14 protein-coding genes are annotated in these 15,175 nt (G+C 69.0%); 5 read left to right on the plus strand and 9 right to left on the minus strand.

Annotated features, from left to right (window positions below; translation table 11 throughout):
- Positions 1 to 175 precede the first annotated feature (175 nt).
- The 8 genes from KK131_RS15540 to KK131_RS15575 form a co-directional block, all read right to left on the minus strand.
- Positions 176 to 1,483 (minus strand): DUF58 domain-containing protein, encoded by a 1,308-nt coding sequence (locus tag KK131_RS15540; protein WP_214557858.1) that lies wholly within the window; start codon positions 1,481 to 1,483, stop codon positions 176 to 178.
- A complete protein-coding gene (locus KK131_RS15545) occupies positions 1,483 to 2,487 on the minus strand; it encodes an AAA family ATPase (RefSeq protein WP_214557629.1) in 1,005 nt (334 codons plus the stop codon). Before KK131_RS15545 ends, KK131_RS15540 begins: the two co-directional genes overlap by 1 nt.
- Entirely contained in the window at positions 2,484 to 3,599 is a 1,116-nt protein-coding gene (locus KK131_RS15550) for a DUF4350 domain-containing protein (protein ID WP_214557630.1), read from the minus strand. The genes KK131_RS15545 and KK131_RS15550 overlap by 4 nt, the downstream gene beginning before the upstream one ends.
- A complete protein-coding gene (locus KK131_RS15555; protein WP_214557631.1) occupies positions 3,596 to 5,116 on the minus strand; it encodes a DUF4129 domain-containing protein in 1,521 nt (506 codons plus the stop codon). The genes KK131_RS15550 and KK131_RS15555 overlap by 4 nt, the downstream gene beginning before the upstream one ends.
- The gene (locus tag KK131_RS15560; RefSeq protein ID WP_214557632.1) at positions 5,106 to 6,083 is read right to left on the minus strand and encodes a stage II sporulation protein M; all 978 of its coding nucleotides are present in this window, start codon (positions 6,081 to 6,083) and stop codon (positions 5,106 to 5,108) included. Before KK131_RS15560 ends, KK131_RS15555 begins: the two co-directional genes overlap by 11 nt.
- A complete protein-coding gene (locus KK131_RS15565; RefSeq protein WP_214557633.1) occupies positions 6,080 to 6,760 on the minus strand; it encodes an RDD family protein in 681 nt (226 codons plus the stop codon). The genes KK131_RS15560 and KK131_RS15565 overlap by 4 nt, the downstream gene beginning before the upstream one ends.
- Entirely contained in the window at positions 6,760 to 7,278 is a 519-nt protein-coding gene (locus tag KK131_RS15570) for an RDD family protein (RefSeq protein ID WP_214557634.1), read from the minus strand. The genes KK131_RS15565 and KK131_RS15570 overlap by 1 nt, the downstream gene beginning before the upstream one ends.
- 86 nt (positions 7,279 to 7,364) lie before the next feature.
- The gene (locus KK131_RS15575; RefSeq protein WP_214557635.1) at positions 7,365 to 7,832 is read right to left on the minus strand and encodes an SET domain-containing protein-lysine N-methyltransferase; all 468 of its coding nucleotides are present in this window, start codon (positions 7,830 to 7,832) and stop codon (positions 7,365 to 7,367) included.
- Positions 7,833 to 8,071: 239 nt separating this feature from the next.
- On the opposite strand from KK131_RS15575, the gene KK131_RS15580 reads away from it, so the two are divergent.
- The 4 genes from KK131_RS15580 (at position 8,072) to KK131_RS15595 (ending at position 12,242) form a co-directional block, all read left to right on the plus strand.
- Positions 8,072 to 8,548, plus strand: a complete 477-nt coding sequence (locus KK131_RS15580; protein ID WP_214557636.1) for a hypothetical protein — start codon at positions 8,072 to 8,074, stop codon at positions 8,546 to 8,548.
- Between the two features lie 29 nt (positions 8,549 to 8,577).
- Positions 8,578 to 10,353, plus strand: a complete 1,776-nt coding sequence (locus KK131_RS15585) for an acyl-CoA dehydrogenase C-terminal domain-containing protein (RefSeq protein ID WP_214557637.1) — start codon at positions 8,578 to 8,580, stop codon at positions 10,351 to 10,353.
- Between the two features lie 147 nt (positions 10,354 to 10,500).
- Entirely contained in the window at positions 10,501 to 11,472 is a 972-nt protein-coding gene (locus KK131_RS15590) for a polysaccharide deacetylase family protein (protein ID WP_214557638.1), read from the plus strand.
- Positions 11,469 to 12,242: a formyl transferase gene (locus KK131_RS15595; protein WP_250887327.1), complete on the plus strand. Its 774-nt coding sequence runs from the start codon at positions 11,469 to 11,471 to the stop codon at positions 12,240 to 12,242. Before KK131_RS15590 ends, KK131_RS15595 begins: the two co-directional genes overlap by 4 nt.
- Positions 12,243 to 12,392: 150 nt before the next feature.
- Here KK131_RS15595 and KK131_RS15600 read toward each other — a convergent pair whose 3' ends face one another.
- Positions 12,393 to 12,632: a hypothetical protein gene (locus tag KK131_RS15600; protein WP_214557639.1), complete on the minus strand. Its 240-nt coding sequence runs from the start codon at positions 12,630 to 12,632 to the stop codon at positions 12,393 to 12,395.
- Between the two features lie 115 nt (positions 12,633 to 12,747).
- Between KK131_RS15600 and KK131_RS15605 the strand changes: the two genes are divergently transcribed.
- Positions 12,748 to 14,694, plus strand: coding sequence for a CocE/NonD family hydrolase (locus KK131_RS15605; RefSeq protein ID WP_214557860.1), 1,947 nt, complete (start codon positions 12,748 to 12,750; stop codon positions 14,692 to 14,694).
- The last annotated feature ends 481 nt before the right edge of the window (positions 14,695 to 15,175 follow it).

Genomic DNA, 15,175 nt, shown 5'->3' on the forward strand with positions numbered 1-15,175 from the left:
CGCCTTCTGAAGTCGTCATTCCTGCGAAGGCAGGAATCGCTCTTGTCCCTCGCAACAACAGACATGAACGTATGGCCAGGCGCAAAGGAATTCCTGCCTTCGCCGGAATGACGACAAGAGGGAATGACGGATGATGGTGACGAATAGCGAAGTCGATCGGAGAACGTGAAGTTTGCTACAGCCGGCTGCTGCGCTTCACGGCGAGATAGCGCTCGATCAGCGCGCCGGACAACTCGCTGCAGCTGACGTCCAGCGTGTTCACGCCTTCGCGGCGCAGCGCTTCGTGCACGCGTTCGCGCTCGGCCAGGTAGTGCATCGCGGCGGCGCTGCGGATACCGCTTTCCAGTTCGTCGCCAGGCTCGACGGCGGCGCGGTCCAGCGCCAGTTCGCGCAGGCTGACCAGCATCACCAGGTGGCGTTTCGACAGCATGGTCACGGCCATACGCAGCTCCACGTCGTCCTCGTCGCGCACGTTGGTGATCAGCACCACCAGCGCGCGGCGCTGCTGGTGCGCCTGCAGCGCGCTGGCGGCGGCGAGATAGTCGGTGGCCAGCGGCATCGCCTGCAGGTCGTAGCCGGCGCCGAGCAGCATGTCCATGCCGCCGCTGCCCTGCTGCGGCGGCAGCCAGCGCTGTTCCTGGCCGGTGCAGGCCAGCAGGCCGACCGCGTCGCCCTGGCGCAGCGCGATGCTGGCCAGCGCCAGCGAGGCATTCAATACGTGGTCGAAATGCACCAGCTGATCGTCCTGCGCCAGCATGCGGCGGCCGCAGTCGAGCATCAGCACCACTTGCTGGTTGCGCTCGTCGCGGTACTCGCGCGAGATCAGCCGGCTGCTGCGCGCGGTGGCCTTCCAGTCGATCTTGCGCAGGCTGTCGCCGACGCGGTAGTCGCGCAGTTCCTGGAACTCGGTGCCTTCGCCGCGGCGCCGCTGCAGCCGCGCGCCCACGCTGCGCGAAGCCAGCTCGACGCTCAGCCCGGCCAGTTCCGCCAGCGCGGCAAAATTCGGATACACCCGCACCGTCGACGCCGCGCCGAGCACGCGGTGCGAAGACCAGCAGTGCCACGGCGAACGCAGTTGCACGTGGCAGCCGTCGAACGTGAACTGGCCGCGCGCGTCGGGGGTGACCGCGTAGTCGAGCAGCACGTCGCTGCCCGACGACAACGACACACTGCGCGGCACGCCGCGCACCGCCCAGCCGCTCGGATGCAGGTCGTGCAAGCGCAGCTTCTGCGCACGCGCGGTGGCGCCGCGCAGACGCAGGCCAACCCGAGCTTCCGGACCCAGCGGCATCACCGGCGCCACCTCGCGCTGCACGCTGGGCGACGGCATCCGCCGCAGGCGCCAGCCATCGATCAGCGCCAGTGCCGCGATCAGCCCGCCGCCGGCCAGCCATGCCACGAGCGGCAGCCGGCCGAGGCTGGCCAGCACGCCGAGCACGGTCCAGCCGAGCAGCAGCCACAGCAGGGCGGGCGCGGGTCGCATCATTCGCGCGGTGCCGGCACCTTGTGCAACAGCGCCTTGAGCACGTCGTCGGGACGCTGGCGTTCGAGCAGCGCCTCGGGCGCCAGCAGCAGGCGGTGACGCAGCGCCGGCAGCGCCACCGCGCGCACGTCGTCGGGGGTGACGAAATCGCGTCCGTCGATGGCGGCCTGCGCGCGCGCCAGCCGCGCCAGCGCCAGGCCGCCGCGCGGGCCGGCGCCGCCGATCACGCCCGGCCATTCGCGCGTGGTGCGCACGATGCGCACGGCGTAGTCGGTCACCGCGGCGTCCATGCGGATCGCGGCGACGCCCTGCTGCAGGGCCACCAGCCCGGCCTGGTCCAGCACCGGCTTCACCTGCGCCACGTCGAGGTCGGAAGCGACCTTGCCGTTGACCACGCCGGCGACCATGCGGCGTTCGTCCTCCAGCGTGGGATAGCCGATCGTCACCTTGATCAGGAAGCGGTCGAGCTGCGCCTCGGGCAGCGGATAGGTGCCTTCCTGCTCGATCGGATTTTGCGTGGCCACCACCATGAACGGCGCCGGCAGCGCGAAGCGGCGGCCCTCGATGGTCACCTGCCCTTCCTGCATCGATTCGAGCAGCGCGGCCTGGGTCTTCGCCGGCGCGCGGTTGATCTCGTCGGCCAGCAGCAGGTTCGCGAACACCGGACCACGGCGGATCTGGAAGCGCTCGGTCTTCGGGTCGTAGATCGCGTGGCCGGTGACGTCGGCCGGCATCAGGTCGGGAGTGAACTGCACGCGCCCGAAGCTGCAGCCGACCGACGCGGCCAGCGCGCGCACCAGCAGGGTCTTGCCCAGCCCGGGCACGCCTTCGATCAGCACGTGGCCGGCCGCCAGCAAGGCCAGCAGCACCTGGTCGAACACCTCGGCCTGGCCGATGAAGGCGCGCGCCACCTGCGTGCGCAGGGCGCGTGCGTGCTCACCGAGCTCGGCGATCGAAAGCGGTGCCGGCGGCGTGGCCGGAGCGGCGAGGGTCTCGGTGGTCATGGGCGGCTCCTGAGTCGGGCCAGGGTGATGATGGAAGCGCGAAACGCCGGCGCGTTCGCGGGTGACTGGAAGGCCTGGGCGATCTGCGCGGCGTCGAGCTCGCTGCGCTCGGCCAGGCGCGCGTACAAGGCATCGCCGTTGAGCATCGCGCAGGCCGGGTCGCGCCGGCGCAGGCGCGCCAGTACCGTCTGGCAGGCCAGGTTGTGCAGGCTGCGGCCGCCGTCGCGGCGATACAGGAACTCGCCGGCGGCCTGCACGTGTTCGAGCAGCGCGCGCCGATGCAATGCCGGCGCCGGCATCAGCGGACCCAGCCGTGCGCTGCGCATCGCCATCCACGCGGCCAGCAGCACGGCCAGCGCCAGCAGCGCGGGCCAGCCCTTGACCGACAGCCATGCCAGGAAGGCGGGTCCGTCCAGCGCGTAGACCAGGTAGATCACCCCGTGTCCGCGGTTCGGCGCCAGCAGGCGCCAGGCGAACTGCTGCGCCGCGGCCTGTTTCAGCTGGTTGCGCGAGAGCGCGCTGAAGCTGCTCAGCACGCTCACCGTGCCCTTGCCCAGCCGGGTGCGCGCGAACAGATAGCCGTCCTGCGCGTCGCCGATCGCCGCATCCACCGCCGCGCCCGCCGGCTCGAGCCGGAAGCGCTGGCCGCAGAGCGAAACGCCACCCTTGTCATCCGCGGCCGCGGCCACGCGGAGCGTGCGGCAGACGTAATCTGCCGGGCGCGGATCGAGCAGGCCCAGCGCCTCGAACAAAGGCGTGCGCATGGCCGCCGCGGTGGTTCCCGGCGACAGCAGCAGATGGCCACCGCCATGCACCCACGCGGCGATCCGTGTGGCATCGTCCACATCGACCCGCGCCACGTCGTCGCCGAGCAGCAGGGTGTCGCCGGGCTTCAGCGGCATCTTCTGCGGGTCCAGCGTGGTCAGCGAACGCGTCGGCAGGTTCAGTCGGTTCAACGTCCGGTCCAGCGCGAAGAAACGGTTGTAGCGCGCCTCGCCATGCGCGGCCACCGGCTCGGTGACGTCCTTGCGCTCGAACGTGGCAAAGAAGCCGCCGACCAGCAGCAGCGCGCCCAGCACCAGCAGGCTCGCCAGGAGCGTCTTGCGATTCATGCCGGCGCCCCCGCCTGCGCCGGCCAGCCGCTCAGCAGTTGTTCGATCGCGGCATCGTCCGGATAGCGTCCCGCATACGCGGCGAACTGCCAGGTGCGCACGATCGCGATGACGCGTTGCGCGCGTGCGGGGTCCTCGATCGCCGCGGCTCGGCGCAGCCAGTCCGCCTCGGTCGCATCGGCCGACAGCGGCAGTTGCAACAGCTGCGCGGTGCGCTCCACACAGCCGCGATACAGCAGCGCCAGCGCCTCGCGCCGGTGTCGCGCCTGCCACAGCGCGCGGATCGCGCCGGCCAGGTCGGCCGGCAGCGGGGCCGACGCCACGGCACTCGCCTGCAGGCCGTGCGCCAACGCCGGTGCCGGCTCGTCCGCTGCCGGCGCCAGCCGCCCGCGCCGGCGCCAGGCGAACCACGCCAGCGCACCGGCAGCGCCGATCAGCAGCAGCCACAGCAGCCCCTTGAACACCGCCGCCAGCACGCGAGCCAGGATCGGGAACGGCATCTCCTGCACGCGCGTGTCGGGCTTCGGCGTGTACTTGAACATCCAGCGGCGGACCTTGTGCTCGCCGCCGAAACACGGGTCGCGATAAACCTCCGCCACGGCTTCGGCGAAGCGCAGGTCCGCACTGTCCGGTGCCTGGCCGAATACCTTGTCCAGGCTGGACACGACCGGCTTCGGCGGTGCTTCCGCGGCCGCCGCACGCACGGACAGCGGCAACGCGCCGGCGCACAGCAGCAGCACGCCGAGCACCTTGCCCAGCCCCTGCAGCCGCGCGCGCAGGCGGCGAAACGCCAGGTCGATGTCCCACGCCTCCAGTTGCGTGCGCCGGTTCAGATACAGCGCGAAGCCGCAGGCCACGTACAGCGGCTCGATCGCGCTCATCGCCAGATAGGCCACGGTCGCACCCAGTAGGATCCAGCGGGTCAAGGCGTCGTGCACGTCGCGGCCGAAGAAATCGGACAGCGATTCCGGCCGCCATTCGTGCGGTATCAGCAGCAAGGCCAGCAGCCAGACGCTGAGGAACAACACCAGCTCGAACTGCAGGCAGCCGTAGGTGAGCAGGCTGGTGTCCGCCACGATGCGCCGGCGCAGCACCTTCCAGCGCGCGGAACGTTGCTTGCGCGGCGCGCCTTCGAGCAGGTCCAGCGGCAGGCGCAGTGCGCGGCTGCTGTCGACGCGCAGCCAGGTCAGCCCGGCGATCGTGCTGCGCCAGCTCCACTGGCGCTGGCCGCGCAGGGTTTCGCGCCAGGTTGGCGCGCGGTCGAACACCGCGCGCGACAGCACATACAGCGGCAGGCGATCGAACAGCGGCTTCAGCCACCACACCAGCACCAGTCCCAGCCACGGCAACCCCAGCAGCACGCCCAGCGCATTGCACAGCACGAACACCGGCGCGGTGAACGCGAACCAGGCGGACCACACCGCCGCCGCATTCGCGCGCAGCATCGCGGCGCCCAGGTCCAGCGCCTCGCGCGGCGCGCGCGGCCGCAACACCACGCTGATCCGTTCAAGCTCCATGCGTGCCCGCCCTGCCGCCGCGCCACAGCCAGCCCAGCACCAGCACCCACATCAGCGCGCCGCTGCCGAACTTCAGCGCATCCGGCAAGGCCGCGATCGACGACCAGTACGCCTCGATGAAGGCCGCCACCAGCAGCATCGCGAACGCGCCCAGCGCCAGTTGCGCGCCGACCCAGCCGGCCGCGACCAGGGCCGGGCCGCGCCGCTGCCGCCCCGGCGCCAGCAAGGTCAGGCCGAGCTGCAGGCCGGCGCCGCCGGCGATCACCAGCGCGCTCAGTTCGAACGCCGAATGGCCCACCACGAAACGCCAGAACGGACCGCCGTAGCCGATCGCGGTGAGATGCCCGGCGACGCCGCCGATCAGCACGCCGTTGGCGCCGAGCACGTAGATCGCGCCGACGCCGAAGAACAGCCCCGAGGCGAACGTGCGGAACGCGATGCTCACGTTGTTCATCACGTAGTAGCCGAACATCTGCAGGTCGGTGCCGCTGCTGCGACCGATGTGCGCGTTCGCCGGGTCGTACATCTTCTCGAACTGCGCCAGCTGGGCGCTGCTGAAGAGCGTGTGCGCCAGCTCCGGGCGCAGCTGCAGCAACACCAGGACGAACAGCGCCGGCAGGTAGAACAGCGCCGCCGCCGCGGCCATGCAGCGCCACTGCGCACGCACCAGCCGCGGAAATCCGGCCACCAGGAAACCCGCCACGCGATGCCAGCGCGGCGCCGGCGGCCGGTACAGCACGCGATGCCCCTGCTGCACGATGCGCTGCAGCCGCTCGGTGACTTCATGGCTGTAGCCGCGCCCGCGCGCCAGCGCCAGGTGGTGGCACAGGCGCCGGTACGACGGCGCGAAATCCAGCGTCTGTTCCTGCCGCAGGGTGCGTCTTGGCTGCCGGTCCAGTGCACTCAGCCACGACTGCAGGCTGTCCCACTCACGACCGTGCAGGGCCACGAAGCGCTCCTGCTTCATGCGCGCCCCAGCAGCCAGTTGGCATGCGCGACCAATTGCCGTATCGCCGCGGTGTCGCGCTGCCCGGTCAACGGCGTGAGCAGGTTGGCCAGTTCCTCCTGCCGCTGCACGGTGAGCTGGCCGGCGCGCTCGGCAAACTCCACCAGCGCCGCCTGCTCGTCGGCCGCCAGCACCAGCGGCAACGGCAGCGCGGCCAGCATCGGCACCTGCTGGCCGGCCGGCAGGTCCTGCGCGTGGATCACCATGGTGCCCGCCACGATGTCGCCGAGCCGGCGCGCATGCGGGTCGATCAGCGTACTGGCCAGGCCCACGCCGTACACGCCGGGCAGCGCATCCACCACGCGCAGCAGGTTGCGCACCACCGACGGCAGCCAGGTCACCGGCGTGCCGTCCGCGTTGACCACGCGCAGGCCCAGCGCGCGCTTGCCCAGGGTCTGCCCGTCCAGCCACACCTCGCACACCACCGAGTACGCCCACAGCAGCGCGAACATCAGCAGCATGGCCAGCCCGTTGCCGCCCTTGCCGAACAGCGACAGCGGAATCATCGCGATGAAGAACACCGCCAGGCGCAGGAACAGGTCGACCGTCCACGCCTGCGCGCGCGGCAACGCGCCGGCCGCACGCAGGCGCAGCGAGACGCCTTCGGGCGTCTCGATCTCGCGCACGGTGTCGATCATCAGATGTCGACGACGATGGTGTCGGCGACCAGGTCGTGCAGGCAGCGGCGGTCCTTGCCGAAGATCAGCAGCGGGTCGACCAGGCCGATCAGCCTGCCCACGAACGGGATCACGCCGATCAGGCCGATCGGCACCACCCGCAGGAAGATGTAGCGGGGCAGGCTGACGCGGTTGCCGTCGGTGCGCACCACGGCGATGTCCAGCGCGCGCTTGCCGATGGTCTGGCCGCTCCGGTGCAGCATCAGGCAATTCACCACCACCACGCCGATCATCAGGGCAAGGCCGAGCAGGATCACGCCCACCATCGGCGCGGAGGGCTTGAGCCCCTTGCTGACATCGCCGGCCATCGTGGCGCCCCAGATCATCGGGGCGAGCCAGATGACGTTGACCAGGCCATCCAGCAGCGCCGCGCCGAGGCGCTTGCCGCGCCCGGCCTTGCGGTTTTCCAGATCGTACGCATCCCACGCGGCCACATCGTCGACCACGGCCGCCGGCGCGGCATACGGATTGGTTTCCATCGCTTCCTTCCCCTTGTTGCCGTCCTCGCCGCCCTCCCCCATGTCGGGCAACGTTGGCGAGTATAGAAGCGAATTTTGACCGCTGGCTACCGCTTCGGCTTGAGCAGGGTGCCGCTGCATTTCGGCGACCCGCACAGGCACTTCCACAGCTTCTTCAGGCGCGCCGTGTGCGGCACGTCGAGCACGATGCCGTAGTCGTAGGTGAGCTCCTCGCCCGGCTTGATGTTGCGGAGCGCCTCGATCACCACGCGGTCCCGGCGCGGGTCGCCGCTGGCGCTTTCCTCGACCAGTGCGCGGCAGTTCGGCGCGCAGCTGTGGTTGATCCAGCGCGCGCTGTTGCCGCCCTGGTTGGCGTCGATGATGTAGTCGTCGTTCAGCGTGAACAGGAAGGTGTGCCCGGTCTCGCCGCCGTCGCCGTACAGATCATCGGCCTGCGCATGGGTCAGCAGCTTGCCCTTGTATTCGATGATTTCCTCGCCCTTGGCGATCGGGGCGGTGGCGAACACGCCGTTGCCGTGGATCGGCGAGCGGCGTGCAACAAAGCGTCGTGACATGCGGCGGAACCCTGCGGATGAAAGTGGAGGCGGCGATGATGCCCGTTTGCGGGTGGCCGCGAAACCTTCGCCGGGTGCACCACGCGAAAGCATGGCTCGCAGCTGCTGCGATCGTGCCGGCACGGTCGAACTCCATGACGGTTCCGCCCGCGCTGTCGGCGATCATCCGCCACGACTGGCGCCAACCCCCTCGATCGCGGTTAGAATCGGTATTCAAACGATCGTTTGGAGAAGCCGCGATGCGTCTGCTGCGCTGGATCATCCCCGTCCTGTTGCTGGGCCTGGCCGCCTGTGGTCCGGCGAAGAAGAGCGTGTATCCGCCGACCCTGAGCATCCAGCAACTGGTGGTGCTGCCGGACGGGCAGTGGCAGCTGACCGTGCGCATCCAGAACAACAGCTACGGCGGGATGGACTTCAAGTCGCTGGACGGCCAGTTGCAGCTCGCCGAGCTGGTGCCGGTGCGGCTGCACGCGACGTTCGACCTCGACATTCCCGAGCTTGCCGGCGACGTGATCCAGCTCAACGTGCTGCCCACCGCGGCGATGACCCAGGCGCTGCAGGCGATCGCCGCCAAGGGCAGCGCCGGCGCGCTGGCCTATCGCGTCAGCGGCAGCGCCAGCGCCAAGCCCGAGCAGGAAGCCAAGCCGCGCTCGTTCGACTTCAACGGCAACGACTGGATCTCGCCGGTGCCGGGCATCCCCGACACGTATCGCTAGACACCCCGCTTTCCACCGAAGGAATCACCATGACCGCTTACAAGGCTCCCCTCGACGACCTGCGCTTCGCCCTGTTCGACGTGCTGAACGCCGAACCGACCCTCACCGCGCTGCAGGGCGGCGAAGCACACAGCCGCGACCTGCTCGACGCGGTGCTGGAGGAAGCCGGCCGCCTCAGCGAGCAGTTGCTGGCGCCGACCAACGCGCCCGCCGACGCGGAAGGCTGCCGCTACGACAAGGCCAGCGGGACGGTGACCACGCCGAAGGGTTTCAAGGAAGCGTTCAGGCAGTTCGCCGAAGGCGGCTGGACCGGCCTGACCAATCCGGAAGCCTACGGCGGCCAGGCGCTGCCCGGCGTGCTCGGCACCGCCACCACCGAGATCTTCCAATCCGGCAACCTGGCCTGGAGCCTGTACCCGCTGCTGTCCGAAGGCGCCACCCACGCCATGGAACTGCACGGCGAAGAATGGCAGCGCGAGCGTTTCATGAAGCCGATCATCGAAGGCCGCTGGACCGGCACGATGTGCCTGACCGAGCCGCAGGCGGGTTCCGACCTGGGCCTGCTGAAGACCCGCGCCGAACCGGGTGATGGCAATACTTACAAGATTACCGGCACCAAGATCTTCATCAGCGCCGGCGAGCACGACCTCACCGAGAACATCGTGCACCTGGTCCTGGCGCGCCTGCCCGACGCGCCGGAAGGCAGCCGCGGCATCTCGATGTTCATCGTGCCGAAATTCAAGGTCAACGAAGACGGCTCGCTGGGCGCGCGCAACAGCGTCGCCGCCGGCGCGATCGAGCACAAGATGGGCATCCACGCCTGCTCCACCTGCGTGATGAACTTCGACGGCGCCGAGGGCTACCTGATCGGCAAGCCGCACAAGGGCCTCGCCGCGATGTTCACCATGATGAATGCGGCGCGCCTGTCGGTCGGCGTGCAGGGCCTGGCGCTGGCCGAGCGCGCGCTGCAGAACAGCCTCAACTACGCGCGCGAGCGGCTGCAGTCGCGCGCGCTGTCCGGCCCGAAATTCCCGGACAAGCCGGCCGACAACCTGCTGGTGCAGCCGGACGTGCGGCGCATGCTGCTGACCCAGCGCGCGTTCGTCGAAGGTTCGCGCGCACTGGTGCTGTACACCGCGCTGCAGACCGACATCGAACATCGCGCGACGGACGCAGCCGCCCGGCAGAAGGCCGGCGAGCTGGTCGCGTTCCTGATCCCGATCGCCAAGGGCATGACCACCGAACTGGCGCAGGAGTGCACCAAGGAAGCGCTGCAGATCTACGGCGGCCACGGCTACATCGCCGAGAACGGCATGGAGCAGTTCGTGCGCGACGCCCGCATCATCACCCTGTACGAAGGCACCACCGGGATCCAGGCGGCCGACCTGCTGGGCCGCAAGATCCTCCAGCTGCAGGGCATTGGCGCGAAGCACTTCCTGCAGGAGATCAGCACGTTCTGCCAGCAGCACAGTGCGGATGCCGCGCTGCGCGGCCTGATCGGCCCGCTCGCCGTCGCCACGAAGGAGTGGAGCGACCTCACCGTGAGCCTGGCCCAGCGCGTGCAGGCCAACCCGGAGGAACTCGGCGCGGCGGCCACCGACTACCTGTACTACTCCGGCTACGTCACCCTCGCCTACCTGTGGGCACGCAGCGTGGCCGCCGCCGAAGCCGGCACGCAGTCCGCCGCGTTCAAGCAGGCCAAGCGCGACACCGCCGCGTTCTACTTCGCCCGCATCCTGCCGCGCACCCTGGTGCACAAGGCGGCGATCGAGTCCGGGGTGACGACCCTGCCCGACATCGCCTGAAGCATCGCTCCGTCACGCGTGCCCGAAAAGCTCGGCCAGTCTGGGCTTTTCGGGCTGGTGCGCAGGCACGCCGCGGGCCGGTGGGTGACGCTGGCGTTCATCTGGAGCTGATACGCTCGTGCCGGCGGGAAGCAGGCTGGGGGTGGCATGAACACCGGCGCATTCACAATCTCCATCGATTTCGAGCTCTACTGGGGTGTGCGCGACACGCGCAGCCTCGATGCTTACCGCGAGCATCTGGATGGCGCCCGGCAGGCCATCCCGCGCATGCTGGGCCTGTTCGAGCAGCATCGCATCCACGCCACCTGGGCGGCCGTGGGCTTCCTGTATTGCCATGACCGCAACGAGGCCTTGTCGGCGGCCCCGCCCGAACGGCCCGACTACGACAACCACGCGCTCTGCCCGTACCGCTACCTGGAACAGTCGACGGATATCGACGAGCGCTACCATTTCGCGCCCGCACTGATCGACCTGGTCGCCGCGACACCGCACCAGGAAATAGCGACCCATACGTACTCGCACTACTACTGCCGGGAAGCCGGCCAGACGGCCGCGACGTTCAGGGCCGATCTCGCCGCCGCCATCCGCATCGCGGCGACGCGAGGCATCACCCCGCGCAGCCTGGTGTTCCCCCGCAACCAGTGGCACCCCGACTACCTGGCGATACTGGCGGAACACGGCATCACGGCCTATCGCGGCAACGAGCACGGCTGGCTGTATGCCGCGACCGACAACGTCGGGCAGAACGCCGTGCGCCGCATGGGCCGCCTGCTGGACAGCTACATCAACCTCAGCGGCCACCACACGTACACGCTGGAAAGCTGCGCCGGCACGCCTCCGTTCAACTTCCCGGCCAGCCGTTTCCTGCGCCCCCACGAGCCGCGCCTGGCCTGGCTGGACGGCCTGCGGCTGCGCCGGATCAAGCGCGCCATGCGCCACGCCGCCCGCCATCATGAAATCTTCCACCTGTGGTGGCATCCGCACAATTTCGGCGTCGACACCGACCGGAACATGCACTTCCTGGAGCAGGTGATCGAGGAGTTCGAACGCCTGCGCCGCGATGACGGCATGCGTTCGCTGGGCATGGCCGAACTCGCCGACGCACTGGCTGCGCGATGAACCGACGGCTTCCGCGCATCGCCATGCTGTGCGGCGACGGGCCGTCGTCGTGGTTCATGTACAACGCGCTGGCCGGCGAGGCGGAGGTTCTCGCCGTGGTGGTGGAGCGCAAGCCGTCGTCCCGGGCCATGATCCGGCACCGGCTGCGCCAACTGGGCTGGTTCACGGTCATCGGCCAGCTGGCCTTCATCGCGTTCAACCGATTGCTGGCACGACTCCAGCGCCGCCGCATCGACGAGCTGATCCTTCGCTACGGGCTGCAGGCCGACTTGCCGCCGGCAGCCATCACCCACCGGGTGCACAGCGTCAACACGGCGGCGGTGCGGCGGCTGCTCAGGAAGCTCGACGTCGACGCGGTAGTGGTGAACGGCACACGGATCATTTCGCGCGCCGTGATCGAGTGCATCGACCGCCCCTTCATCAACACCCACGTCGGCATCACCCCGCGTTACCGCGGCGTGCACGGCGGCTACTGGGCACTGGTCCGCGACGATGCCGAAAACTGCGGCGTCACCGTACACCTGGTGGACACCGGGGTGGACACCGGCGGCGTGCTGTACCAGCAACGGATCCACGTCGAGGGCAGCGACGGCTTCAATACCTATCCGCTGCACCAGCTGGCCGGCGCCATCCCGCTGATGAAACAGGCCTTGCGCGACGTGGTCGACGGCACCCTCACCCGTCGCGACGGCGTCGGCCCCTCCGGGCTCTGGTATCACCCCACCCTCGGTCAATACCTCAAGTATCGGTTTTCGAAGTCGGTCAAATAGAGCGCACCCAACGAGGCGCGGGTCCGCCGTCGATGAACCCGGGCATGCCCGGCCGGGAAGGATCAACGTGGCGCGCTCACCGTCGGCCCGCGTCGGCCAGTGTGCCGAAAAGCGTCAGCTTTTCTTCAAGGGCGGCAGCTCTTGGGCACGCTACGGCCGGGAAGTACCTTGAGAGGTGGCGCCGTTGAACCGCAGATACTGCTGGATCAGTGCCTCATGGGCGTCGGCCACCTGCAGCAGTTCCCGCGCCAGCGCTTCCTGCGCATTGACGGTATTTGCCGGCGATGGCGCCACCGCGGCCGATGCCCTGGTCGCCGCCCGCGGCGGTGCCGCAGGCTCGGCCGACTCGGCTTCGATCAGATAGGTGATGTCGTAGGCAAGGTCGCTCATGCGATCAGTCAAGCAATAGGCTTGCCAAGGTCCGCGGGCTCATCCGCGGCCATCATTGCGGTTACGCTAGGCCACTTCGTCCGCAGGGGGAATCACCGTGAAACCGAGTCGACGCATGGGCTGCCTGAAGCCGATCCTGTTCGCCCTGCTGCTCACCCTGGGCGGCACGCTGCAGGCCGCCGGGACGCCGCAGGCGAAGTACCCGGACTACCCCAGCGAGACGCCGGCGAAGTTCGTGCCGTCCACCGCCGGCTTCGACTACGTGAAGCGCGACGTGATGATCCCGATGCGCGACGGCGTGAAGCTGCACACCGTCATCCTGGTGCCGAAAGGTGCCAGCCACGCCGGCATCCTGCTCACCCGCACCCCGTACGACGCCAACGCGCTGACCACGCACAGCATGAGCGGCCATCTCGGGCCGATGCTGCAGGGCTACGACAACGCCGCCGACGTCATCGTCGAGGACGGCTACATCCGCGTGGTGCAGGACATCCGCGGCAAGTACGGTTCCGAAGGCGACTACGTGATGAACCGGCCGCTGCACGGGCCGCTGAATCCCACCCCGGTGGACGACGCCACCGACACGTACGACACCATCGACTGGCTGGTGAAGAACATCCCCGAGTCGAACGGCAAGGTCGGCACGCTGGGCATTTCCTACGACGGCTTCGAGCCGCTGATGGCGCTGTTCAACCCGCATCCGGCATTGAAGGTCTCCGTGCCGATGAACCCGATGGTCGACGGCTGGATGGGCGACGACTGGTTCCACCACGGCGCGTTCCGCCAGCAGAACCTGAGCTACGTCTACGAGCAGGTCGCCAGCCGCGACAACTCGATCAAGTGGTGGACCAGCTACCACGACGAGTACGACTTATTTCTGCACTACGGTTCCGCCGGCGCGCTGGCCGACGCCTACGGCATGCGCCAGCTCGGCTTCTGGAACAAGCTGCTGGCGCACCCCGCCTACGACAGCTTCTGGAGCGACCAGGCGGTGGACAAGCTGCTCGCCAGGGAGCCGCTGAAGGTGCCCGTGATGCTGGTGCACAGCCTGTGGGACCAGGAAGACATCTACGGCGCGCTCGCCGTGTACCGCGCGATCAAGCCCAAGGACAGCAGCGGCGACATGGTCAAGCTGGTGATGGGCCCGTGGCACCACGGCCAGGAGATCGACGAGGGCAGCTCGCTCGGCGCGATCCGCTTCGGCAGCGACACCGCGAAGTATTTCCGCGAAAAGATCCTGCGTCCGTACCTGGCGCAGTACCTGAAAGATGGCGCGCCGAAGGCCGGCCTCGCGCCGGTCACCGCGTACCAGACCGGCAGCAACCAGTGGCAGCGGCTGCCGCGCTGGCCGCTCGCCTGCGAGAACGGCTGCGCCGCGAAAAGCCGCGCGCTGTACCTGCAGGCTGACCACAAGCTCGGTTTCGGCGCACCCGCCGGCGGCGATGCCTACGACGAGTACGTGTCCGACCCCGCCCACCCTGTGCCGTTCCGCGCGCGACCGATCCAGCCGATCGGCTACGGCGACGGCCAGACCTGGTCGCAATGGCTGGTCGACGACCAGCGCGAAGCCTCTGGCCGCACCGACGTGCTTACCTACGTCAGCGACGCGCTCACCGCACCGCTCACCATCAGCGGCGCGCCCGAAGTGAACCTGATCGCCTCGACCAGCGGCAGCGACAGCGACTGGGTGGTCAAGCTGATCGACGTCTATCCCGACCAGGTCGCCGAGCAACCGGAGATGGGCGGCTACCAGCTCGCCGTGGCGATGGACATCTTCCGCGGCCGCTACCGCGAAGGCTTCACCGAAGCCAAGCCGGTCGCCGCCAACCAGCCCCTGCCCTACCGCTTCGCCCTGCCCGCCGCCAACCACGTCTTCCTGCCCGGCCACCGCATCATGGTGCAGGTGCAGTCCAGCTGGTTCCCGCTGTACGACCGCAACCCGCAGACCTTCGTGCCGAACATCTTCCTGGCCAGGCCGACGGATTACGTGAAAGCCACGCAGCGCGTGTACCACGCACCGGCGCAGGCGAGTTTCATTGCGCTGCCGGTGGTGGGCGGCTGAGCGTGCGAAGGATGATCGGCAGCGGCCGCAGACTCAAGGCAGGAGCATCAAGCGCGCGCGGCTGACGGGGAGCCCCCCAAGGAGCTGCCGGGACTCTCCGCGAAGAGCTTGAATGCGGAATCGTCCCAGTCATGACCATGCCAGCCGCCGCTCTTAGATGGCGGCGGGAAACCGGTGCGGCAGTAGCCCCGTGTGGCCGAGAAGTCGAAGATAGCGTGGACATAGCCATTGATGAGCAGGACTGCTCTGACGTCTTGGACCCCCCGCGGGGCATGTGCACGGCACGTTCCGGTGCCCTATCCGTTGCGTCAATCTCGAATCCCGCTTTGCGCGCCGACGCCGTCGCTTTTTTCGGCGCCGTCGTGCGCGATAGCTTCAATGTCGCCGCCGGAAGTGGCGGCGATGAGGCCCGATACTGTCGCTGCAGGCAACGGCGATGCGACGACGTCCGGCGAAGCGGATGGAGAGTGCGTTGCGCAGG

This window comes from Rhodanobacter sp. LX-99 (genome assembly GCF_018599185.1).
In the GTDB taxonomy this organism is placed as follows: Bacteria; Pseudomonadota; Gammaproteobacteria; order Xanthomonadales; family Rhodanobacteraceae; genus Rhodanobacter.